Source organism: Pseudomonas sp. IT-P294 (assembly GCF_949767865.1).
Lineage (GTDB): Bacteria > Pseudomonadota > Gammaproteobacteria > Pseudomonadales > Pseudomonadaceae > Aquipseudomonas.
This window is the reverse complement of record NZ_CATKQW010000033.1, coordinates 230,482-252,514: the sequence shown is the minus strand read 5'-3', so window position 1 is coordinate 252,514 and position 22,033 is coordinate 230,482. Positions and strand designations below refer to the sequence as shown.

General features: G+C 59.4%; 20 protein-coding genes. 16 read left to right on the top strand and 4 right to left on the bottom strand.

Going from position 1 to position 22,033, the window contains the following annotated elements:
* Window positions 1-183 precede the first annotated feature (183 nt).
* Window positions 184-969, top strand: coding sequence for an outer membrane protein OmpK (locus tag ACM6I0_RS20195; RefSeq protein WP_285436444.1), 786 nt, complete (start codon window positions 184-186; stop codon window positions 967-969).
* A 106-nt stretch (window positions 970-1,075) separates the two neighbouring features.
* Here ACM6I0_RS20195 and ACM6I0_RS20190 read toward each other — a convergent pair whose 3' ends face one another.
* Window positions 1,076-2,248: a patatin-like phospholipase family protein gene (locus ACM6I0_RS20190; RefSeq protein WP_285436442.1), complete on the bottom strand. Its 1,173-nt coding sequence runs from the start codon at window positions 2,246-2,248 to the stop codon at window positions 1,076-1,078.
* A gap of 35 nt (window positions 2,249-2,283) precedes the next feature.
* Complete coding sequence (locus tag ACM6I0_RS20185; protein WP_285436441.1) at window positions 2,284-3,216, bottom strand: lipid A biosynthesis lauroyl acyltransferase; 933 nt, start codon at window positions 3,214-3,216, stop codon at window positions 2,284-2,286.
* A gap of 118 nt (window positions 3,217-3,334) precedes the next feature.
* On the opposite strand from ACM6I0_RS20185, the gene minC reads away from it, so the two are divergent.
* The 7 genes from minC (at window position 3,335) to ACM6I0_RS20150 (ending at window position 10,108) form a co-directional block, all read left to right on the top strand.
* Complete coding sequence (gene minC, locus ACM6I0_RS20180; protein ID WP_414923096.1) at window positions 3,335-4,072, top strand: septum site-determining protein MinC; 738 nt, start codon at window positions 3,335-3,337, stop codon at window positions 4,070-4,072.
* Window positions 4,073-4,263: 191 nt separating this feature from the next.
* Window positions 4,264-5,076: a septum site-determining protein MinD gene (gene minD / locus ACM6I0_RS20175; RefSeq protein ID WP_090181772.1), complete on the top strand. Its 813-nt coding sequence runs from the start codon at window positions 4,264-4,266 to the stop codon at window positions 5,074-5,076.
* Window positions 5,076-5,330 (top strand): cell division topological specificity factor MinE, encoded by a 255-nt coding sequence (gene minE / locus ACM6I0_RS20170; RefSeq protein ID WP_007898843.1) that lies wholly within the window; start codon window positions 5,076-5,078, stop codon window positions 5,328-5,330. Before minD ends, minE begins: the two co-directional genes overlap by 1 nt.
* Before the next feature lie 90 nt (window positions 5,331-5,420).
* The gene (locus ACM6I0_RS20165; protein WP_030131660.1) at window positions 5,421-6,056 is read left to right on the top strand and encodes an RluA family pseudouridine synthase; all 636 of its coding nucleotides are present in this window, start codon (window positions 5,421-5,423) and stop codon (window positions 6,054-6,056) included.
* Window positions 6,057-6,226: 170 nt separating this feature from the next.
* On the top strand, window positions 6,227-7,516 hold the full coding sequence (locus ACM6I0_RS20160; RefSeq protein ID WP_285436435.1) for a M18 family aminopeptidase: 1,290 nt from the start codon (window positions 6,227-6,229) through the stop codon (window positions 7,514-7,516).
* A 179-nt stretch (window positions 7,517-7,695) separates the two neighbouring features.
* Window positions 7,696-7,872, top strand: coding sequence for a hypothetical protein (locus ACM6I0_RS20155; protein ID WP_167360485.1), 177 nt, complete (start codon window positions 7,696-7,698; stop codon window positions 7,870-7,872).
* Window positions 7,873-7,948: 76 nt separating this feature from the next.
* Complete coding sequence (locus ACM6I0_RS20150) at window positions 7,949-10,108, top strand: mechanosensitive ion channel family protein (protein ID WP_285436434.1); 2,160 nt, start codon at window positions 7,949-7,951, stop codon at window positions 10,106-10,108.
* Window positions 10,109-10,247: 139 nt separating this feature from the next.
* On the opposite strand, the gene ACM6I0_RS20145 is transcribed toward ACM6I0_RS20150, so the two are convergent.
* Window positions 10,248-10,961, bottom strand: a complete 714-nt coding sequence (locus ACM6I0_RS20145) for a UTRA domain-containing protein (protein WP_090181765.1) — start codon at window positions 10,959-10,961, stop codon at window positions 10,248-10,250.
* A gap of 349 nt (window positions 10,962-11,310) precedes the next feature.
* Here ACM6I0_RS20145 and ACM6I0_RS20140 point away from each other — a divergent pair, with 349 nt between their 5' ends.
* From ACM6I0_RS20140 to ACM6I0_RS20115, 6 genes are all read left to right on the top strand, one after another.
* Complete coding sequence (locus tag ACM6I0_RS20140) at window positions 11,311-12,375, top strand: ABC transporter substrate-binding protein (RefSeq protein WP_285436433.1); 1,065 nt, start codon at window positions 11,311-11,313, stop codon at window positions 12,373-12,375.
* Between the two features lie 184 nt (window positions 12,376-12,559).
* Entirely contained in the window at window positions 12,560-13,366 is an 807-nt protein-coding gene (locus ACM6I0_RS20135) for an alkaline phosphatase family protein (protein WP_414923095.1), read from the top strand.
* Complete coding sequence (locus ACM6I0_RS20130) at window positions 13,363-14,208, top strand: ABC transporter permease (RefSeq protein WP_222585344.1); 846 nt, start codon at window positions 13,363-13,365, stop codon at window positions 14,206-14,208. Before ACM6I0_RS20135 ends, ACM6I0_RS20130 begins: the two co-directional genes overlap by 4 nt.
* A complete protein-coding gene (locus ACM6I0_RS20125) occupies window positions 14,195-14,995 on the top strand; it encodes an ABC transporter permease (RefSeq protein ID WP_285436430.1) in 801 nt (266 codons plus the stop codon). Before ACM6I0_RS20130 ends, ACM6I0_RS20125 begins: the two co-directional genes overlap by 14 nt.
* Complete coding sequence (locus ACM6I0_RS20120; RefSeq protein WP_285436429.1) at window positions 14,992-15,981, top strand: ABC transporter ATP-binding protein; 990 nt, start codon at window positions 14,992-14,994, stop codon at window positions 15,979-15,981. The genes ACM6I0_RS20125 and ACM6I0_RS20120 overlap by 4 nt, the downstream gene beginning before the upstream one ends.
* Window positions 15,982-16,096: 115 nt before the next feature.
* Window positions 16,097-16,750 (top strand): HAD family hydrolase, encoded by a 654-nt coding sequence (locus ACM6I0_RS20115; protein WP_008145849.1) that lies wholly within the window; start codon window positions 16,097-16,099, stop codon window positions 16,748-16,750.
* A 111-nt stretch (window positions 16,751-16,861) separates the two neighbouring features.
* On the opposite strand, the gene ACM6I0_RS20110 is transcribed toward ACM6I0_RS20115, so the two are convergent.
* Window positions 16,862-17,824, bottom strand: a complete 963-nt coding sequence (locus ACM6I0_RS20110) for a zinc-binding dehydrogenase (RefSeq protein WP_414923094.1) — start codon at window positions 17,822-17,824, stop codon at window positions 16,862-16,864.
* Between the two features lie 139 nt (window positions 17,825-17,963).
* Here ACM6I0_RS20110 and ACM6I0_RS20105 point away from each other — a divergent pair, with 139 nt between their 5' ends.
* A complete protein-coding gene (locus ACM6I0_RS20105) occupies window positions 17,964-20,045 on the top strand; it encodes a carboxy terminal-processing peptidase (RefSeq protein WP_285436427.1) in 2,082 nt (693 codons plus the stop codon).
* 137 nt (window positions 20,046-20,182) lie between these two features.
* Window positions 20,183-21,970, top strand: coding sequence for a bifunctional diguanylate cyclase/phosphodiesterase (locus ACM6I0_RS20100; protein ID WP_414923093.1), 1,788 nt, complete (start codon window positions 20,183-20,185; stop codon window positions 21,968-21,970).
* Window positions 21,971-22,033: the final 63 nt, after the last annotated feature.

Here is a 22,033-nt window from a genome sequence, read left to right as displayed (position 1 = left end):
CGACTGCTCTTGAGCCGCCGAGCGGGCGTTTTTTTGCTTTTTGAAAGCCTTGGCGCAGCTCTTGCTAACAGCTCTAAAGCTGACCGGATGGATAATTTTTTACAGCTAAAGAAAAAGGCGCCACACCAGAGCGCCGACCTTAGAAAAATAACGTGGAACCACCTTCTTTTTGGGAGCAACCGAATGAAACGTACGTGCACCAGCCTGATGCTCGCGGGTTCGTTACTGGCCGGGGGCCAGGCAATGGCCGGCGACTTGCTGCAATGGCAGAACAACAGCCTGACCTACTTGTATGGCAAGGACTTCAAGGTCAACCCGGCCATCCAGCAAACGGTCACCTTCGAGCATGCCGACGCCTGGAAATACGGGGATAACTTCTTCTTCGTCGACAAGATCTTCTACAACGGTGCCGCGGACCATAACGTTGGCTCGAACACCTACTACGGTGAATTCCAGCCACGTATTTCCCTGGGCAAAGTGCTCGACCAGAAGATCGAATTCGGCCCGATCAAAGATGTATTGCTGGCGATGACCTACGAGTTCGGTGAAGGCGATGTCGAGTCTTACCTGATCGGTCCGGGTTTCGACCTGGCGATTCCCGGCTTCGACTACTTCCAGCTGAACTTCTACCAGCGCCACACCGACGGTTCGCGCCCGGGTGACAACGTCTGGCAGGTCACACCCGTGTGGTCCTACACCATTCCGGTCGGCGACTCGAGCATCCTGATCGATGGTTACATGGACTGGGTGATGGACAACGACGTCAATAACAAAGGCGAATACCACGCCAACCTGCACTTCAACCCACAGGTCAAATACGACTTGGGCAAAGCGCTGAATATCGGCGCGAAGCAGCTGTATGTCGGTGTTGAGTACGACTACTGGAAAGACAAGTACGGGATCGACGATACCCGTGCATTCACCACCAATCAGAACGTGACGAGCTTCCTGGTCAAGTTCCACTTCTGATTTTGAAAGGGCAGGCGTCTGCAAGGACGCCTTCGCGAGCAGGCTCGCTCCCACAACTCGGTCAATTGTGGGAGCGAGCCTGCTCGCGATAGCCGCACCGCCAATCTCAAGCCGAAACCACAGGCTCCGCCAACCCGAGAAACCGGCACAGCTCCTCGCGCTTGGCCAACGCATCCCGGCGCCCCAGGTCGATCAATTCGCTGCAATATCCCGCCTCGAACAGCAAATAACTCAACACCCCCGCTCCGCTGGTCTTGGTCGCCCCTGGCCCGCGCAGAAACAGACGCAACGCCGCCGGCAACTCCTGCCGATGCCGCGCCGCAATCTCGTCGATCGGCTGACTCGGCGAAATCACCAACACCTCCACCGGCGCCACACCCAACGCACGGGTCGGCGTGCCATCGGGCAGCAGGTGACTGAACTGATTCAGACGCTGCAGCAACTCGATGTCACTTTCCAGGCTGTCAATGAACGTACTGTTGAGCATGTGCGCACCGATTTGTGCCAGCGATGGCTGCTGCCCCGTGTAAGCGCGTTGCAGCGGCTGCTCCGGGTCGACACCGCGCGGGTTGCCGCTGACGCCCACCACAAGCACTCGGCTCGCGCCCAAGTGCAGCGCGGGACTGATCGGTGCGGATTGGCGTACCGCGCCATCGCCGAAATACTCCTCGCCGATTTTCACTGGCGCGAACAGAAGCGGAATCGCGGAGCTGGCCAGCAAGTGCTCGACGCTGAGTTGGGTGGGAATGCCGATGCGCCGATGACGCAACCAGGCGTCGATGGTCCCGCCGCCCTGATAGAACGTGACGGCCTGTCCGGACTCGTAACCGAACGCTGTGACGGCGACCGCGTGCAATTGCTTTTGCGCGATGGCCTCGGCGATGCCGCCCATGTGCAATTTGTCGTTGAGCAAACCGCGCAGCGGCGAACTGTTGAGCAACGCGACCGGCACCGGCGCCCCGAGCCCCAGCAAACTGTGGCTGACAAACCGGGTGGCCTGGCTGATCACGCCGGGCCAGTCACTGCGCAACACCAGATGACTGCGAAAGCCCTGCCAGAAAGCGGTCAGGCGCTCGATCGCACCCCGAAAATCCATCGCCCCGCTGGCCAGGCTGACCGCATTGATCGCCCCCGCCGAGGTGCCGACGATCACCGGAAACGGATTCGCCGCGCCCATCGGCAATATCTCGGCAATCGCTGCCAGCACGCCCACCTGATAAGCCGCCCGAGCCCCACCGCCGGAAAGAATCAACCCTGTAACCGGTTCAGCAGGACTCATCGCAACACTCCATGGCGCTTAAGGGAATCGGTGACTCAACCGCGTTTCTTATACAGCTTCGGCTCGCCCGGCGGACGGCTCTTGAAGCGCCGATGGGCCCAGAGGTATTGCTCCGGACATTCGCGCAACGCACCTTCGACCCACTGGTTGATGCGAATGCAATCGGCCTCTTCGGTCTCGCCGGGAAACCCTTCGAGCGGTGCATGGATCACCAGTCGATAACCGCTGCCATCGGCCAGGCGGCGCTGGGTGAACGGCACGACAAGTGCCTTGCCCAATCGCGCAAATTTGCTGGTGGCGGTGACGGTCGCTGCCTGGATCCCGAAAAACGGCACAAAAATGCTTTGCTTGGCGCCATAGTCCTGGTCCGGTGCGTACCAGATCGCCCGTCCGGACCGCAGCAGCTTGAGCATGCCGCGCACGTCGTCGCGCTCCACCGCCAGCGAATCAAGATTGTGGCGCTCGCGGCCACGGCGCTGGATGTAATCGAACAGCGGATTCTTGTGTTCGCGGTACATGCCATCGATGGTGTGCTGCTGCCCCAGCAGCGCCGCGCCGATTTCCAGCGTGGTGAAATGCACCGCCATCAGGATCACGCCCTTGCCTTCACGGTGCGCCTTTGTCAGATGCTCCAGCCCTTCGACATGGGCCAGCTTCGCCAGACGCTGGCGCGACCACCACCAACTCATGGCCATCTCAAAGAACGCGATGCCGGTGGAGGCAAAGTTTTCCTTGAGCAGGCGCTTGCGTTCGGCAGCGGATTTTTCAGGAAAACACAGTTCCAGATTGCGTTTGGCAATGCGCCGTCGGTCGCCCGCCAGCCGATACATCAATGCGCCCAGAAGGCGACCGATAAACAGCAATACCGGATACGGCAACTGAACAATCAGCCACAACAGCCCCAAGCCACACCACAGCGGCCAGAAACGCGGCATAAGAAATGTTTTTCGAAAACGCGGGCGATCCATTAAATGTTCCGGAAAGACAATGGCCGCGCATTCTACATCGTTCGACCCGGCTTGCGGCTTGCGGGCGTTCTCGTTATAAGTCTCGGCACTTTTAGTGACAAGCCGTTGTATGCCGACCATGAGCCAAACCGAACCGCTAGACCAAGATCCCGTGTTCCAGCTGAAGGGCAGCATGCTCGCCATTACGGTGCTGGAACTGGCCCGCAACGACCTCGAGAACCTTGATCGGCAACTGGCCGCCAAGGTTGCTCAGGCGCCGAATTTCTTCAGCAACGCGCCGTTGGTGCTGGCCCTGGACAAACTCCCGGCCAGCGAAGGCGCGGTCGATCTGCCGGGGCTGATGCGCGTTTGCCGCCAGCATGGCCTGCGCACCTTGGCGATTCGCGCCAGCCGCATCGAAGACATCGCGGCCGCCATTGCCGTCGATTTGCCGGTGCTGCCGCCGTCCGGTGCCCGTGAGCGTCCCCTGGACTCACTGGAAGGCCAGGTGAAGAAAAAACCGGAAAAGCCACCTGAGCCGACGATCAAACCGACAAAAGTCATCACGTCGCCAGTACGTGGTGGCCAGCAGATATATGCCCAGGGTTGCGATCTGGTGGTGATTTCGTCGGTCAGTCCGGGTGCGGAACTTCTCGCCGATGGCAACATCCATGTATACGGCCCGATGCGCGGTCGCGTGTTGGCCGGCGTCAAAGGCGACACCAAAGCCAGGATTTTCTGTCAGCAAATGAGCGCTGAACTGGTCTCCATCGCCGGCCACTACAAGGTTTCCGAAGATTTGCGCCGCGATCCTTTATGGGGTTCGGGTGTGCAAGTCAGCCTGTCAGGCGACGTGTTGAACATCATTCGGCTTTAACGGATACTGCCGCATTTTCCAAGCATCTCTAAAACGTAGCGAAAACGGCTCAAACGAAGTAGGAAAAAGGCCAAAAGCAGTGTTTATCGCTGTTCTGGACCGGATTCCAGCCAAGGCTGTCCGACTGCAGTAGTTTTTCAAGAGATGTTTTTCAGGGGCTAAATGTCCTTTTTCCTTAGGGGTGAAACACCTTGGCCAAGATTCTAGTGGTTACATCCGGCAAGGGTGGTGTGGGTAAGACCACCACCAGCGCCGCTATCGGTACCGGCCTCGCTCTGCGCGGTCACAAAACAGTTATCGTCGACTTCGACGTTGGTCTGCGTAACCTCGACCTGATCATGGGTTGCGAGCGTCGCGTGGTGTATGACTTCGTTAACGTGGTCAACGGCGAAGCCAACCTGCAGCAAGCGCTGATCAAAGACAAACGCCTCGAAAACCTCTACGTGCTGGCCGCCAGCCAGACTCGCGACAAAGACGCGCTGACCGTCGAAGGCGTGGAAAAAGTCCTGATGGCGCTCAAGGAAGACTTCGAATACGTGGTCTGCGACTCCCCGGCCGGTATCGAGAAAGGCGCCCACCTGGCGATGTACTTCGCTGATGAAGCGATTATCGTGACCAACCCGGAAGTGTCCTCGGTACGTGACTCGGACCGCATGCTCGGCCTGCTGGCCAGCAAATCCCGTCGCGCCGAAAACGGCGAAGAGCCGATCAAGGAACACTTGCTGCTGACCCGCTACAACCCGCAACGCGTCAGCGATGGCGAAATGCTGGGCGTGGAAGACGTCAAGGAAATCCTGGCAGTCGCCCTGCTGGGCGTCATTCCGGAGTCCCAAGCGGTACTCAAGGCTTCCAACTCGGGCGTGCCCGTGATTCTCGACGACCAGAGCGACGCCGGCCAGGCGTACAGCGATGCGGTCGATCGTCTGCTGGGCAAAACCGTGGAACATCGTTTTCTCGATGTGACGAAGAAGGGTTTCTTCGAGCGCCTGTTTGGAGGTAGATAATGAATCTTTTTGACTTCTTTCGTGCCAGCAAAAAGGTCAGCACCGCGTCGGTAGCGAAAGAGCGTCTACAGATCATCGTGGCGCATGAACGCGGCCAACGCAGTACACCGGACTACCTGCCAGCCTTGCAGAAGGAACTGGTGGAAGTAATCCGCAAGTACGTCAATATCGGGTCCGATGACGTGCACGTCGCTCTGGAAAACCAGGGCAGCTGCTCGATCCTGGAACTCAATATCACCCTGCCGGATCGCTAGTCGATCCAGCGGGAGCCACGGCGGCTCAGGGCCCTTCTTTCATTGGAAGGGGCCTGAGTCGCCGTTGGCGTTTGTTACGAGGCTGTTTTAATGCCGCTGTCCAACATCCGCATCATCCATCAGGACGCCGCCGTACTGGTGGTGGATAAACCGACCCTGTTGCTCTCTGTCCCTGGCCGGGCCGATGACAACAAGGATTGCCTGATTACCCGCCTGCAAGAAAACGGCTACCCGGAAGCACGAATCGTCCATCGCCTGGACTGGGAAACGTCGGGCATCATTCTGTTGGCCCGAGACCCGGACACTCATCGCGAGCTGTCTCGGCAGTTTCACGACCGCGAAACCGAAAAGGCCTACACCGCTCTGTGCTGGGGCCAGCCGGAACTGGACAGCGGCAGCATCGACCTGCCCTTGCGCTACGATCCGCCGACCAAGCCGCGCCATGTTGTCGATCACGAATTCGGTAAACATGCCCTGACGTTCTGGCGTGTGCTGGAGCGTTGTGGCGACTGGTGCCGCGTCGAGTTGACGCCGATCACCGGTCGCTCCCACCAGTTGCGTGTGCACATGCTCTCCATCGGTCATCCGCTGCTGGGCGACGGCCTCTATGCCCACGAGCAAGCCCTGGCAGCCTGGCCACGATTGTGCCTGCACGCCAGCATGCTCAGCTTCACCCATCCTCAGACCGGCGAACGCTTGCGCTTCGAGTGCCCGGCACCGTTTTAAGCGCAGGCAATAACCCTGTGAAAGCGAGCTTGCCCGCGATGGCGATGCATCAGCATCAACGGTGAATGTGAGTCCGCTTTCGCGGGCAAGCCCGCTCCCACAAGTTTTGCGCCGCCGCACTTTGCGCTTTCAATACGGTAAACTTGCGCCACTGCTGTCTGGAGCTTCTTATGCGCGAAGAGTTGAACCAAGGCCTGATCGACTTCCTCAAGGCCTCCCCTACCCCGTTCCATGCCACCGCCAGCCTTGCCCAACGCCTGGAAGCGGCGGGTTTTGTGCGTCTGGACGAGCGCGAGCCGTGGACCACCGAAGCCAACGGTCGTTACTACGTCACCCGCAATGATTCCTCGATCGTCGCGTTCAAGATGGGACGCCATTCGCCCCTGCATGGCGGGATTCGCCTGGTGGGCGCCCACACCGACAGTCCGTGCCTGCGGGTCAAACCCCAGCCGGAGCTGCAGCGTCAGGGTTTCTGGCAGCTGGGTGTCGAAGTCTACGGCGGTGCGCTGCTGGCGCCGTGGTTTGACCGCGACCTGTCCCTGGCCGGCCGCGTGACGTTCCGCCGCGACGGCAAGGTCGAAAGCCAGCTGATCGATTTCAAGGCTCCGATCGCCACGATCCCGAACCTGGCTATCCACCTCAACCGTGAAGCCAACATGGGCTGGGCGATCAACGCACAGACCGAACTGCCGCCGATCCTCGCGCAATTTGCCGGTGACGAGCGGGTGGACTTCCGCGCCGTGCTGACCAATCAGCTTGCGCTGGAGCACGGTTTGAATGCCGATGTGGTGCTCGACTACGAGCTGAGCTTCTACGACACCCAAAGCGCCGCCGTCATCGGCCTGCATGGCGACTTTATCGCCGGCGCGCGCCTGGACAACCTGCTGTCGTGCTATGCCGGCCTGCAAGCCTTGCTGACCGCCGAAACCGACGAAACCTGCGTGCTGGTGTGCAACGACCACGAAGAAGTCGGCTCCTGCTCGGCGTGCGGCGCCGATGGCCCGATGCTTGAGCAAACCCTGCGTCGTCTGCTGCCCGAAGGTGACGAGTTCGTACGCACCATTCAGAAATCCCTGCTGGTCTCGGCCGACAACGCCCACGGCGTGCACCCCAACTACGCCGACAAGCACGATGCCAACCACGGCCCGAAACTCAACGCCGGCCCGGTGATCAAGGTCAACAGCAACCAGCGCTATGCCACCAACAGCGAAACCGCCGGGTTCTTCCGCCATCTGTGCATGGCCGAAGAAGTGCCGGTGCAGAGCTTCGTGGTGCGCAGCGACATGGGCTGCGGCTCGACCATCGGCCCGATCACCGCCAGCCATCTGGGCGTGCGCACCGTGGACATCGGCCTGCCGACGTTCGCCATGCACTCGATCCGCGAACTGTGCGGCAGCCACGACCTGGCGCACCTGGTCAAAGTGCTGAGCGCGTTCTACGCCTGCCAAGAGCTGCCGTAATCACTGACGCTATCGCGGGCAAGCCCGCTCCCACACTGGAATGCATTTCAATGTGGGAGCGGGCTTGCCCGCGATGGCGTCGGCTTAGACCCCGCTGATTTAAAGATCCAGCACACCTCACCAACGGTCGTCCAAAAGCCACCTAGACTTTAAATACCCGTCCGACAAGGCAGTCACCCATGATCACGTTGTCTTCGTTCCACGCCATGCTGATCCCCATTCTTGCAGGGATGATCCTGCTGGCAATCGGCTTCAACTTTCGCGACAAAAACGCCGGTGTATTCGCCATGTGGATCGGCATGCTGACGATCCTGGCGACGGTAGTGTTCAAGATCCTCGCCAAACTCAACGAATAAATCCTCCCCCGACTCGCATTGATTTTGACGGGCTCGTACACTCGGCCAATCCGTTCATCCCGAGGTTGACCGCCTAGTGCTCGCTCGTCTTTTCGCCCTGCCGTATTTTTTCCTTGTCTGCCTGATGACGCTGCTGCCGATGGCGCCTGCGCAAGCGGTTGGTTTGCCGAGCCTGCTCGGTAGTTCAACCAAGGCCCAGCCAGAAGCACAGGCCCCGCTGGGACAATCGCTGGACGAAGTCATCAAGTCGCTGGAGAACGATCAGCAACGGACAAAGTTGCTGGCCGACCTGAAGAAACTGCGCGATGTCACCAAAAAAGCCCAGCCGACCGCAGAGGAAGGCGTTCTCGGCCTGATCGGCGGCACGCTGGCCACTTTCGAAAAGCAGTTTTCCGGGGCCGACAGCCCGCTCACGCGCTGGTCCGAGGAGTTTGCCCTGGCCGAGGATGAGCTGATGGACTTGATGTTGCCGGCCAATGAATGGCTGCCGATCATCTTCGCTTTCGCCATGATCCTGATGGTCTGGAGCCTGCTGGCCGCCGCGCTGATCTGGGTCGGTCACCGGGTGCGCATGCGCTTCGGCCTGACTGAAGAGCTGCCGCAACACCCCAAGGCCCTGGACATGTTGCGCTTTGCCCTGCGCAAACTCGGGCCGTGGCTGATTGCCTTGGTCATCACGGTCTACATGAGCTACGCCCTGCCCTCGTCACTGGGCAAAAGCCTGGCCATGGTGCTGGCGTATGCGCTGGTGGTCGGCACCTGTTTTTCGGCCATCTGTGTCATCGCCTTTTCCGTGCTCGATGGCCCCCATCGCCATCGCGCCTTGTACATCCTGCGGCATCAAGCGTTTCGGCCATTGTGGCTGATCGGCAGTTTTGCGGCCTTCGGTGAAGCGCTGAGCGATCCGCGCCTGGTCACCAGCCTCGGCACGCACCTGGCTCACACCGCAGCCACCGTGGCCAACGTCCTGGCGGCGCTGTCCACGGGGCTGTTCATCCTGCGCTTTCGTCGACCGATCGCGCACCTGATCCGCAACCAACCGTTGTCCCGCCGCCTGACCCGCCGCGCGCTCAGCGACACCATCGATATTCTGGGGACCTTCTGGTACGTGCCGGCCCTGGTGTTGGTGGGCATCTCGCTGTTCGCCACGTTTGTCTCGGCCGGCGATACCAGCACCGCACTGCGTCAGTCGCTGATCTGCACCGTGCTGCTGGTGCTGTGCATGGTCATCAACGGCCTGGTGCGGCGCCATTCGCTGAAACCGCAACGCGGGGTGAAACGTCATGCGCTGTATTCGGAGCGCCTGAAAAGCTTCTTCTACAACCTCGCCCATCTCTTGGTTTGGCTGGCGTTCATCGAGTTGGGCCTGCGTGTCTGGGGCATGTCGCTGATCGGCTTCACCGAAGGTGAAGGCCATGAAATCAGCGTCAAACTGTTCAGCCTCGCTGGCACGCTGATTTTTGCCTGGCTGGTCTGGATCCTCAGCGACACCGCCGTGCACCACGCCCTGACCCGCTCACGCAAAGGCCTGGCAAACGCGCGCGCGCAGACGATGATGCCGCTGATCCGCAACGTGCTGTTCGTGGCGATTTTCATCATCGCGCTGATCGTCGCGCTGGCGAACATGGGCATGAACGTCACGCCGCTACTGGCCGGTGCCGGTGTGATCGGCCTGGCCATCGGTTTCGGTGCACAGTCGCTGGTCGCGGACTTGATCACGGGCCTGTTCATCATCATCGAAGACTCCCTGGCCATCGACGACTACGTGGACGTCGGCGGTCACCTGGGCACCGTCGAAGGCCTGACCATCCGCACCGTGCGGCTGCGTGACATCGACGGCATCGTCCATACCATTCCGTTCAGCGAAATCAAAAGCATCAAGAACTATTCGCGGGAATTCGGCTACGCGATCTTCCGGGTCGCGGTGCCTTCCAGCATGGACATCGACGAAGCGATCAAACTGATGCGCGAAGTCGGTCAGAAAATGCGCACCGACCCGCTGCAACGCCGCAACATCTGGTCGCCACTGGAGATCCAGGGTGTCGAGAGTTTCGAGTCCGGCAACGCGATTCTTCGTGCCCGGTTCAAGACCGCGCCGATCAAGCAGTGGGAAGTTTCACGGGCGTTCAATTTGTCGCTCAAGCGGCATCTGGATGAGGCTGGAATGGATCTGGCGACACCGCGCATGAGCGTGCAGGTGATCACGGCGGGCGGCGGGCAGGAAAAACAGGAGTGACTGCACGGACGCCATCGCGAGCAAGCTCGCTCCCACATTTGGTCCTGGCCAGCCGCAAAATTGCATACTCAGGAGATCTACTGTGGGAGCGAGCTTGCTCGCGATAGGGGCACCCAGGTCTTCCAGACAAACCCGCCAGTCAAACCACATCCACCCCGACATGAATTGCGTCATGCCGCCAGAACTCCAGGTCACAATCGATCAACCGCTCATGCTGGTCATAATTGACCCGGGCAATCCGCAGCCCCGGACTTCCCACCGACACCCGTAAGGCCGCCGCCGCATCCACCGACAACGCCGTCGGCACGATCTCGAAACGAACCCGCCCGTAGTGCAAGTCGTAGTGCCTGGCGTACAGCTCGGTAATCGACTGATTCAAATCAAACTCCAGAATCCCCGGAAAATACTGCGGATTGAGGTAGTGCTCCACGTACAACACCAGCCGCTCATCGATACGCCGCGCCCGGCAGATCTGGATCACGCTCGACAACGCCGGCAACTGCAACCAAGCACATACCGCCGCCGACGCCGGTTGCAAGCGCGCCGAAATCACCTCGGTGGACGGCACACGCCCCTGGGCGCTGACCATCGCGTGAAAGTGACTGCGCTGCATCAGGTTGTAAGCCAGGCGCGGCGGCGACACGAACCAGCCACGGCGCTCCTCGCGATAAATCTGCCCTTGGGCCTCCAGTTGCAACAATGCTTCACGCACAGTGATCCGCGTGGTACCGAACAACTCACTGAGTTTGCGCTCGGACGGCAGCTTGCTACCGGACGCCAGCAGGCCGTGGTCGAGCTGTTCCTGTAGAACCTGACCAATGGCTGTCACCGCTTTGGTGGTCTCAATGCGCATCAACGTTACCTATCTGGACTAGACCAGCACTGTTTCGGGGCGGAACCGTCGCTCAAACCGGCTCCATCAACTCCCTGCAAGCCTAGGCACTGCGTGTGACTGGCAGATGACAAAGCCGCCGAACGGTTGAGTCAGACATCTGCAAAATCACGGCCAAGTCCTTTCGTATCAGCCCTTTAGCCATGGTCTACGCTTACCCGCAAGCCTGAGCATTAGCGTTTGAAAAATAGTGGCCGACCACTCATCGACATCAAAATGTCATCAGCGGCGCCTAAATTGGCTCAGGTATTGCTGACCTAGACCAACACAACCGCAATCGCAGCGTTGAAAACGCCCAAAGGAGCTTCGGATGAAAAAGCTTTTCCTGGCATCACTGTTAGGCTCGACCATTGCCATGTGCACCGCCGCAATGGCCGCTGATGATTTGAAAACCCTGGAAGCCGCTGCGAAAGCGGAAGGCGCGGTCAATAGCGTCGGCATGCCCGATGACTGGGCTAACTGGAAAGGCACCTGGGAAGACCTGGCCAAGAACTACGGCCTGAAACACATCGATACCGACATGAGCTCGGCGCAGGAAATTGCCAAGTTCGCCGCTGAAAAGGACAACGCCAGTGCCGACATCGGCGACGTTGGCGCCGCTTTCGGCCCTATCGCTGTCAAACAGGGCGTGGTGCAACCTTACAAGCCAAGCACTTGGGATCAGGTTCCGGAGTGGGCCAAAGACAAGGACGGCAACTGGGCACTGGCCTACACCGGCACCATCGCCTTCATCATCAACAAAAAGCTGCTGCACGAATCCGATGCGCCTACCAAATGGGCTGATCTGAAAACCGGTAAATACAAGGTGTCTATCGGTGACGTGAGCACCGCGGCCCAGGCCGCCAACGGTGTACTGTCCGCAGCACTGGCCAATGGTGGCGACGAGAAGAACCTGCAACCTGCGCTGCTGTTCTTTGCAGACATTGCCAAGCAGGGCCGCCTGTCCATGGCCAACCCGACCATCGCTACGATGGAAAAGGGTGAAATCGAAGTCGGCGTGGTCTGGGACTTCAACGGCCTGAGCTACAGGGCCAAGATGGCCAACCCGGATGACTACGTGGTGGTGATCCCTTCCGATGGCTCGGTGATTTCCGGCTACACCACCATCATCAACAAATACGCGAAGAACCCGAACGCCGCCAAGCTGACTCGCGAATACATCTTCAGCGATGCCGGTCAGATCAACCTGGCGAAAGGCAACGCCCGTCCGATCCGCGCCGAGCACATCACACTGCCGGAAGACGTCAAGGCCAAGCTGCTGCCGAACGAGCAGTATAAAAATGTCACGCCGATCAAGGACGCGGATGCATGGGAGAAGAGCTCCAAGGCCCTGCCGCAGAAGTGGAACGAAGAAGTCATCGTCGAAATGAAGTAATCCTGCAGCCCGCCATCTGACGGGCTAATGGAGATCCCTGTGGGAGCGAGCTTGCTCGCGATGGCGGACTTACATTCAACGGTGATGTTGACTGGACAACCGCTATCGCGAGCAAGCTCGCTCCCACACGGGTCCGTGTGAATTTCAAGTTTTTCGAATGTCTGTTTCGCGGAGTTTTGCCCCTATGAAGCACAACGTCATCCTTGTCGTGCTCGACGGCCTCAACTACGAGGTCGCGCGCCACGCCATGGGGCACCTGCAGGCTTATGTCGGCGCAGGACGCGCGGCGCTCTACAAACTGGAGTGCGAACTGCCGGCCCTGTCCCGCCCCCTGTACGAATGCATCCTCACCGGCGTTGCGCCCATCGAGAGCGGCATTGTCCATAACAACGTCTCGCGCCTGTCCAACCAGCGCAGCATTTATCACTACGCCCGCGATGCCGGCCTGACGACAGCCGCCGCGGCCTATCACTGGGTCAGCGAGCTGTACAACCGTTCGCCGTTCGTGGCTGCACGGGATCGCCACACCGACGCCCCCGATCTGCCGATCCAGCACGGTCACTTCTACTGGACAGATCACTACCCCGATTCACACCTGTTCGCCGACGCCGAAAACCTGCGCCTGCGTCATGACCCGGCGTTTTTACTGATTCACCCCATGAACATCGACGACGCCGGGCACAAGCACGGCCTCGACACCCCGCAATACCGCAACAGCGCCCGCTCGGCCGACATCATCCTCGCCGATTACCTGCAAGGCTGGCTCGACAGCGGCTATCAGGTGTTGGTGACCGCCGACCACGGCATGAACAACGACCGCTCCCACAACGGCCTGTTGCCGGAAGAGCGCGAAGTGCCGCTGTTCGTCCTCGGCGACGCCTTCAGCTTCAACGCCGGCGCCACGCCGAAACAGACTGAAATCTGCGGCACCGTCTGCGAACTGCTGGGTGCGCCCCATGACAAACCTGTGTGCCGGGAGCTGCTCAAGTGAATGCCATGACTCGCGGCAAATGGCTGGCAGCGTTATGCCTGGTGCCCTTCGTATTGTTCTTTATCGTGTTCGAGATCGCGCCACTGGTCTGGGTGATGATCAACAGCCTGCAATCGGAAGAGTTCGGCTGGGGGATCGCCAACTTCACCAAGATCTTCAATTCGAAGTTCTATATGCAGGCGATCCAGTACAGCCTCGAGATCAGTTTCTGGTCCAGCGTATTCGGCATCATCATCTCGGTGTTGGGCGCTTATTCCCTGCGCCGGGTCGACTCTAAACTGCGCAATTTCGTGAATGCGTTCGCCAACATGACCAGCAACTTCGCCGGCGTGCCTTTGGCCTTTGCGTTCATCATTCTGCTGGGCTTCAACGGCAGCTTCACCATCATGCTCAAGCAGGCCGGAATCATTCAGGATTTCAACCTGTACTCGAAAACCGGGGTGATCATTCTCTACACCTACTTCCAGATTCCATTGGGCGTATTGCTGCTCTACCCGGCCTTCGACGCCTTGCGCGAAGACTGGCGTGAGTCCGCCGAACTGCTCGGGGCCAACAGCTGGCAGTTCTGGCGGCATATCGGCCTGCCCGTGCTGACGCCGGCATTGCTCGGCACTTTCGTGATCCTGCTGGCCAACGCTCTCGGCGCCTACGCCACGGTCTACGCGCTGACCACTGGCAACTTCAACGTGATGCCAATCCGCATCGCGGCGATGGTCTCCGGCGACATCTCGCTGGACCCTAACCTGGCCAGTGCCCTGGCCGTGGTGCTCGTGGCATTGATGACCCTGGTGACCATCGTGCATCAGCTGCTGTTGAAGAGGAGCTACCATGTCTCGCGTTGAACTGGGCCCTGTCGGTGTCTATCACCGCGTCGTGGTGTATCTGCTGTTTGCGATTCTGTTACTGCCGCTGGCCGGGACGTTGATTTATTCGATCGCCAGCAATTGGTCGGCGACGATTCTGCCCAGCGGCTTTACCTTCAAGTGGTACATCCAGCTGTGGAGCGATCCACGTTTTCTGCATGCGTTCGGGCAATCGTTGCTGGTGTGCGTCGGCGCGCTGATCCTGTCGGTGGTGCTGATCCTGCCGCTGCTGTTCGTGGTGCATTACCACTTCCCCAAACTCGATGCGCTGATGAACATCCTGATCCTGCTGCCCTTCGCGGTGCCGCCGGTGGTGTCGTCGGTGGGGCTGTTGCAGCTCTACGGTTCCGGGCCGTTTGCGATGGTGGGTACGCCGTGGATCCTGATCGGCTGCTACTTCACCATCGCGCTGCCGTTCATGTACCGGGCGATCACCAACAACCTGCAAGCGATCAACCTGCGCGACCTGATGGACGCCGCCCAACTGCTCGGCGCCAGCACCTGGCAAGCCGCGTTCCTGGTGGTGCTGCCCAATCTGCGCAAGGGTTTGATGGTGGCGTTGCTGCTGTCGTTCTCGTTCTTGTTCGGTGAGTTCGTGTTCGCCAACATCCTGGTCGGCACCCGCTACGAAACCCTGCAGGTCTACCTCAACAACATGCGTAACAGCAGCGGCCACTTCACCAGTGCGCTGGTGATCTCCTACTTCTTCTTTGTGCTGGTTCTGACCTGGGCGGCCAATATCTTGAACAAGGACAAAAGCGAATGAGCTATGTCAGCGTCCAACACCTACAGAAAAGCTACGCGGGCACCACGGTGTTCAGCGACATCAACTGCGAAATCCAGAAAGGTGAATTCGTCACCCTGCTCGGCCCGTCCGGTTGCGGCAAATCCACACTGCTGCGTTGCATCGCCGGCCTGACCTCGGTGGATGGCGGCAAGATTCTGCTGGAGGGTGTCGATCTCGTGCCGATGAGCCCGCAAAAACGCGGAATTGGCATGGTGTTCCAGAGTTACGCGCTGTTCCCCAACATGACCGTGGAACAGAACGTCGCCTTCGGTTTGCGCATGCAAAAGGTCAACGCCGACGACAGCCAAAAACGCGTGACCGAAGTACTGAGTCTCGTGGAGCTCAACGACTTTGCCGCCCGCTACCCGCATCAACTGTCAGGCGGCCAGTGCCAACGTGTGGCCCTCGCCCGCTCGTTGGTCACGCGGCCTCGGTTGTTGTTGCTGGATGAGCCGTTGTCGGCCCTGGATGCGCGGATTCGCAAGCACCTGCGCGAACAGATCCGTCAGATCCAGCGTGAACTGGGCCTGACCACGATCTTCGTCACACACGACCAGGAAGAAGCGCTGACCATGTCTGACCGGATTTTCCTGATGAATCAGGGAAAAATCGTACAGAGCGGCGACGCCGAAACCCTTTACACCGCCCCGGTGGATGTCTTTGCCGCCGGTTTTATCGGCAACTACAACTTGCTCGACCCTGCCAGCGCAACCAAGCTGCTACAGCGGCCAATCACCCATCGCATCGCGATTCGCCCGGAGGCCATCGAGCTGAGCCTGAACGGCGAGCTTGACGCGCAAGTGCGCAGCCATAGCCTGTTGGGCAACGTGATTCGCTACCGGATCGAAGCCCGGGGCGTGGAATTGGTGGTGGATGTGCTGAACCGCTCGGCGGCCGATTTGCATCCCGATGGTCAGCGCCTGGCACTTTCCATCGATCCGACGGCCCTGCGTGAAGTAGCTTGAAAGCAGCGGCAAGCTTCAAGCCATAAGCTTCAAGTTGTAGACTTCCGAGCAACTCAATCCACTCTTGCAGCTTTTAGCTTGAAGCTTGAAGCTGTTCGCGAAGAGAACACCACTGATGGCCCTGGCAATTTTTGATCTGGACGAAACCCTGATCCACGGCGACTGCGCCACCCTCTGGAGCGAGCAAATGGGCCGCCTGGGTTGGGTCGACCCGGAGTCGTTCATGCGGCAGAACAACGAACTGATGGACGCCTACAGCCACGGCAAGCTGCGGATGGAGGAGTACATGACCTTCAGCCTGGAGCCGATGATCGGGCGTACACCGGAAGAAGTGGACCATTTGGTCGGGCCTTGGGTGGAAGATTTCATCGAGCCGATCATCTTCAGCGACGCCACCAAGGCCATCGCCGCCCACCGCAAGGCTGGCGACCGGATTCTGGTGATTTCGGCGTCAGGCACGCACCTGGTCCGGCCGATTGCCGACCGGCTGGGCATCGACGAGATTCTCGGGATCGAACTGGAAGTCGCGCACGGGGTTTATAGTGGCAACACCGTCGGCACCCTGACCTACCGCGAAGGCAAGATCACCCGGTTGCTGGAGTGGCTGGATGCGGAAGAGGAAAACCTCGAAGGCGCGAGCTTCTATTCCGACTCGCGCAATGATTTGCCGCTGCTGCTAAAGGTGGATTTCCCCCACGTGGTCAACCCGGATCCGGTGTTGCTTGAGCACGCCGAGAAAGCCGGCTGGCCGATTCATCTCTGGAAATAACCCAAAAACCCTGTGGGAGCGAGCCTGCTCGCGATTCAAGCGACGCGGTTTAGCTGGAAAACCGCGTCATCGTTCATCGCTAGCAGGCTAGCTCCCACAGATTTTGTATAGTCAGGCCAGGCTTGCGTCGATTATCAGCACCAACTTCCCCGCCACTTTGTTGCTCGCCAACTCCGCAAACGCCGCCTCGGCATCCTTGATCGCAAACGTCTTCGCCAACTGCGGACTCAACCGCCCTTCAGCAAACAGCGGCCAGACGTGCTGACTGAGGTCACTGAACAAATCCGCCTTGAACTGATCGTCGCGACTGCGCAACGTCGAACCCAGCAGTTGCACGCGTTTGGCCAGCACCTGCGCCAGATCCAGCTTCGCCTCACGACCGCCCATCAGGCCGATCAGCACCCAACGGCCATCCAGGGCCAACATTTTCAGATTAAGCGCCGCGTAGTCACCGCCGACCGGGTCGAGGATCACATTGAACGGTCCCAGATCCCTCAAACTGTCCAGATCCGTTGTACGCACTGCCCCGCCCTGGGCACCCAGTGCTTCACAATAGGCCAAACGTTCGGCGGAACCGACGCTGACCCAGCACGGGTTGCCAAATGCCTTGCACAGCTGAATGGCGGCTGAACCGATTCCACTTGCTCCGGCATGCAGGAGAACTTTCTCACCCGGTTTGAGCGCGGCCAGTTGAAACAAATTAAGCCAAACTGTCGCGTATACCTCCGGCAACGCAGCGGCCTCGGCCAAGGACATTCCGTCGGGAACCGGCAGCACATGCCGTCCGTCGACAACTACCTCTTCGGCCATCCCACCCCCGGCCAGCAAGGCGCAGACCCGATCACCGACCTGCCAGGACGAACCCGCGCCGACCTCGCTGATCACCCCCGAACACTCAAGACCCAGTGCCTGACTGGCTCCCGGCGGTGGCGGATAAAGACCGGCTTTCTGTAACAAATCGGCTCGATTGAGTCCCGCAGCCGCCACTCGAATCCGAACTTGTCCTACATCACACGCAGGACTGGGCTCTTCAACCCACACCACTTGATCTTCCACGCCTTGCAATGCTTTCACAGTGCCTCCATAGTGAGTCTGGACTGAGCCCGTAGCTGTAGCGCCGGGCTTTCTTGCATTATGCGACCGGCTCTCGTAGAACCGGCGACTTCAAAGACGGCCTAATATGCGTGATCAATTGTCCCCGCGTCGAATCAGCATGAAGCACTTTTTCCCAAGCACCGCCCTAGCCCTGTTCATTGGTATCGGTCTGTTGCCGATGTCGAGCAATTCGTTTGCCGCCAATAGCTGGGACAAGCTTCAGCCTGATCGTGACGAGGTAATCGCCAGTCTGAACGTCGTCGAGTTGCTCAAGCGTCACCACTACAGCAAGCCGCCGCTCGACGACGCGCGCTCCGCGATTATCTATGACAGCTACCTCAAGCTGCTGGATCCGTCGCGCAGCTACTTCATGGCCAGCGACATTGCCGAATTCGACAAGTGGAAAACCCAGTTCGACGACTTCCTCAAAAGCGGCGACCTGAACGCCGGGTTCACCATCTACAAGCGCTATCTGGACCGCGTCAAGGCGCGTCTGGACTTTGCCCTTGCCGAGCTGGACAAAGGCGTCGACAAGATGGACTTCACCACCAAGGAAACCTTGCTGATCGATCGCAAGGACGCCCCTTGGCTGAAGTCCACCGCAGAACTTGACGACCTGTGGCGCAAACGCGTCAAGGACGAAGTCTTGCGGCAGAAGATCGCGGGCAAGGACTCCAAGCAGATCCAGGACACCCTGACCAAGCGCTACAAGAACCAGTTGACGCGCCTGGACCAGACCCGCGCGGAAGACATCTTCCAGGCGTACATCAACACCTTCGCCATGTCCTACGACCCGCACACCAATTATCTGTCGCCGGATAACGCGGAAAACTTCGACATCAACATGAGCCTGTCCCTCGAGGGCATCGGCGCCGTGTTGCAGAGCGATAACGATCAAGTGAAAGTCGTGCGTCTGGTGCCTGCCGGCCCGGCGGACAAGACCAAACAAGTCGCACCGGCTGACAAGATCATCGGCGTTGCCCAAGGCAACAAAGAGATGGTCGATGTGGTCGGCTGGCGTCTGGACGAAGTGGTCAAGCTGATCCGTGGTCCGAAAGGCACCGTGGTGCGCCTGGAAGTCATTCCGGCCAGCAATGCGCCAAATGACCAGACCAGCAAGATCGTGCCGATCACCCGCGAAGCGGTGAAGCTTGAAGACCAGGCTGTGAAGAAATCGGTCCTCAACCTGAAACAGGATGGCAAGGACTACAAGCTCGGCATCATCGAGATTCCGGCCTTCTACCTCGACTTCAAGGCGTTCCGTGCCGGCGATCCGGATTACAAGAGCACCACCCGCGACGTCAAGAAGCTGTTGACCGAGTTGCAGAAAGACAAAGTCGACGGCGTGGTCATCGACCTGCGCAACAACGGCGGAGGTTCCTTGCAGGAAGCCACTGAGCTGACCAGCCTGTTCATCGACAAAGGTCCGACCGTACTGGTGCGTAACGCCGATGGCCGGGTCGATGTGCTGGAAGATGAAAACCCGGGCGCCTTCTACAAAGGCCCGATGGCGTTGCTGGTCAACCGTTTGTCCGCCTCGGCTTCGGAGATTTTTGCCGGCGCGATGCAGGACTACCACCGTGCACTGATCATCGGCGGCCAGACCTTCGGTAAAGGCACCGTGCAGACCATTCAGCCGCTGAACCATGGCGAACTGAAACTGACCCTGGCCAAGTTCTACCGGGTTTCCGGTCAGAGCACCCAGCATCAGGGCGTCCTGCCGGACATCGATTACCCGTCGATCATCGACACCAAGGAAATCGGTGAAAGTGCCCTGCCGGAAGCCATGCCGTGGGACACCATCAAAGCCGCGATCAAGCCGGCGGTCGACCCGTTCAAACCGTACATCGCGCAGCTCAAGTCCGAGCATGACGTGCGCTCGGCCAAGGACGCGGAGTTCGTGTTCATCCGCGACAAGCTGGCCCTGGCCCAGAAGCTGATGGCAGAAAAAACCGTCAGCCTCAATGAAGCCGATCGCCGTGCCCAACACGCCGATATCGAAGCCAAGCAACTGGCGATGGAAAACATCCGTCGCAAGGCCAAGGGCGAAGAGCCGCTTAAAGAGCTGAAGAAAGAAGACGAAGACGCGATCGCGGCAGAGCCAGACAAGACTAAGCCAGAAGACGATGCCTACCTGAGCGAGACCGGGCGGATTCTGCTGGATTACTTGAAACTCAACACGGCGGTCGCCAAGCACTAAGGAGCTGATGGCAATTTAATGCTGACGCTCCCCGGAGCGTCATCAAACAGTCATCATTCTGTCGTGAAATAAAGGATTGGGAGCCCTCTTTATCCAAGAGAGCGCTCCCAGTCCTTTTTTTATCGCCAGAGAATGCCATGACCACTACCGAACAGCTGAGTGCGTTGAGTTCAATACTGGCTCAAAGCGGTTTGCACAGCCTGTTCCAGCCGATCATTTCTCTCTCTGAGCGACGCATTGTCGGCTATGAAGCCCTCACTCGTGGCCCGTCAAACAGTCCGCTGCACTCCCCCATCGCATTGTTCGCCGTAGCGCGCCAGGCCGGTCGTTTGAGCGAGCTGGAAATCGCTTGCCGGGAAAGTGCCTGCCGACGGTTCAACGACCAACAACTGCCGGGCAAACTGTTCCTCAACGTGTCGCCCGAATCGCTGCTCGAAGTCGCTCACCAACCCGGTCGCACCCTGCAATTGCTGCAGGATTTCGGTATTCCGCCCGATCAGGTGGTGATCGAACTCACCGAACAAACCCCGACCGATGATTTTCAGTTGCTGCAAAATGCCCTGCATCATTACCGGGCGATGGGGTTTTCAATTGCGCTGGATGACCTGGGCGCGGGTTACTCGAGTTTGCGCCTGTGGTCCGAGCTGCGCCCGGACTACGTGAAAATCGACCGGCACTTCATCGACGGCATCCACCAGGACGCGCTCAAGCGCGAATTCGTCGGTTCAATCCTGCAAATCGCCAAGGCCTCGCGGGCCAAAGTGATCGCCGAAGGCATCGAACTGCCCGAAGAACTTGCGGTGTTGACCGAGATGGGCGTGGACCTGGTCCAGGGCTATTTGCTGTGTCGCCCGCAGGAACAGCCACCTCGCGATGCCCGCGCCTTGATGCCCAAGCACGACAGCACTGCCGTGGCGCTGAACGACGAAGGCAGCGACCTCAGCGCCTTGCTCAACGAGCAACCGGCCGTGACCCGCGATACACCGACGGCCACGGTGCTGGAAGCCTTCCGCCGCCAGGCCAACCTGAACTCGCTGGCGGTGCTCGACGAGCAAGGCCACCCCTGTGGCATCGTCCACCGGCATTCGCTCTCGGACGCGCTGCTCAAGCCCTTTGCCACCGACCTCTTCGCCCGCAAGCCGATCAGCCGTTTGATGAACGATGATTTTCTTGCCGTGGAAATGAGCCAGTCGCTGCAACAGGTCAGCCGCCTGATCACCAGTCGCGCCCGACAACGTATCGAAGAGGATTTCATCATCACCCTCGACGGCGGTTATTTGGGATTGGGCCGGGTGATCGATGTGCTCAAGCTGATTACCGAACTGAAAATCCAGCAAGCCCGCTACGCCAACCCGCTGACCTTGCTGCCGGGTAACGTGCCCATCCAGCAGTGCCTGACCCGGCTGCTGCAACAACAGCGCGAATCGGTGATCTGCTACGTCGACATCGACAGTTTCAAACCCTTCAACGACATCTACGGCTACGGTCGTGGCGATGAAGTCCTGCTGTGCCTGGCGCAATGCCTGAACGACCGCGTCGACCCGTCCCGCGACTTCGTCGGCCATATTGGTGGCGACGATTTCCTGATGGTGCTTGGCCCACAAGACTGGCGTAAACGCCTGAACCAATTGCTCGAAGACTTCCAGAGCCAGTGTCGGCGTTTCTACCGCAGCGAACACCTGGAAGCCGGCTGCTTTATCGCGCCGAACCGCCAGGGCGTGCGTCAGGAGTTTCCACTGTTGTCACTGTCGATCGGCGTGGTTCATTTGCATCCGCAGGCCTGTGGACAACTTGATGCAAGCCAGTTGGCGGAGATGGCTTCGCAGGCCAAACATCACGCGAAGAATGTGCCAGGGTATAGCGTGCATGTGATTGATAGTCTGGTGCCGCGGCAGCACGAAGAGTTGCTCATGGGGCAGCGGTGATTGGGCTGACGCCTTCGCGGGCAAGCCCGCGAAGAGGCCCGACCAGACAACCAAAATCTGCGG

Excerpts from the sequence above, each read along its gene's own strand:
- ACM6I0_RS20195 (WP_285436444.1), top strand. The coding sequence starts at position 184 with ATGAAACGTACGTGCACCAGCCTGATGCTCGCGGGTTCGTTACTGGCC.
- ACM6I0_RS20190 (WP_285436442.1), bottom strand. The coding sequence starts at position 2,248 with ATGAGTCCTGCTGAACCGGTTACAGGGTTGATTCTTTCCGGCGGTGGG.
- ACM6I0_RS20185 (WP_285436441.1), bottom strand. The coding sequence starts at position 3,216 with ATGGATCGCCCGCGTTTTCGAAAAACATTTCTTATGCCGCGTTTCTGG.
- minC (WP_414923096.1), top strand. The coding sequence starts at position 3,335 with ATGAGCCAAACCGAACCGCTAGACCAAGATCCCGTGTTCCAGCTGAAG.
- minE (WP_007898843.1), top strand. The coding sequence starts at position 5,076 with ATGAATCTTTTTGACTTCTTTCGTGCCAGCAAAAAGGTCAGCACCGCG.
- ACM6I0_RS20165 (WP_030131660.1), top strand. The coding sequence starts at position 5,421 with ATGCCGCTGTCCAACATCCGCATCATCCATCAGGACGCCGCCGTACTG.
- ACM6I0_RS20160 (WP_285436435.1), top strand. The coding sequence starts at position 6,227 with ATGCGCGAAGAGTTGAACCAAGGCCTGATCGACTTCCTCAAGGCCTCC.
- ACM6I0_RS20155 (WP_167360485.1), top strand. The coding sequence starts at position 7,696 with ATGATCACGTTGTCTTCGTTCCACGCCATGCTGATCCCCATTCTTGCA.
- ACM6I0_RS20145 (WP_090181765.1), bottom strand. The coding sequence starts at position 10,961 with ATGCGCATTGAGACCACCAAAGCGGTGACAGCCATTGGTCAGGTTCTA.
- ACM6I0_RS20140 (WP_285436433.1), top strand. The coding sequence starts at position 11,311 with ATGAAAAAGCTTTTCCTGGCATCACTGTTAGGCTCGACCATTGCCATG.
- ACM6I0_RS20135 (WP_414923095.1), top strand. The coding sequence starts at position 12,560 with ATGAAGCACAACGTCATCCTTGTCGTGCTCGACGGCCTCAACTACGAG.
- ACM6I0_RS20125 (WP_285436430.1), top strand. The coding sequence starts at position 14,195 with ATGTCTCGCGTTGAACTGGGCCCTGTCGGTGTCTATCACCGCGTCGTG.
- ACM6I0_RS20120 (WP_285436429.1), top strand. The coding sequence starts at position 14,992 with ATGAGCTATGTCAGCGTCCAACACCTACAGAAAAGCTACGCGGGCACC.
- ACM6I0_RS20115 (WP_008145849.1), top strand. The coding sequence starts at position 16,097 with ATGGCCCTGGCAATTTTTGATCTGGACGAAACCCTGATCCACGGCGAC.
- ACM6I0_RS20105 (WP_285436427.1), top strand. The coding sequence starts at position 17,964 with ATGAAGCACTTTTTCCCAAGCACCGCCCTAGCCCTGTTCATTGGTATC.
- ACM6I0_RS20100 (WP_414923093.1), top strand. The coding sequence starts at position 20,183 with ATGACCACTACCGAACAGCTGAGTGCGTTGAGTTCAATACTGGCTCAA.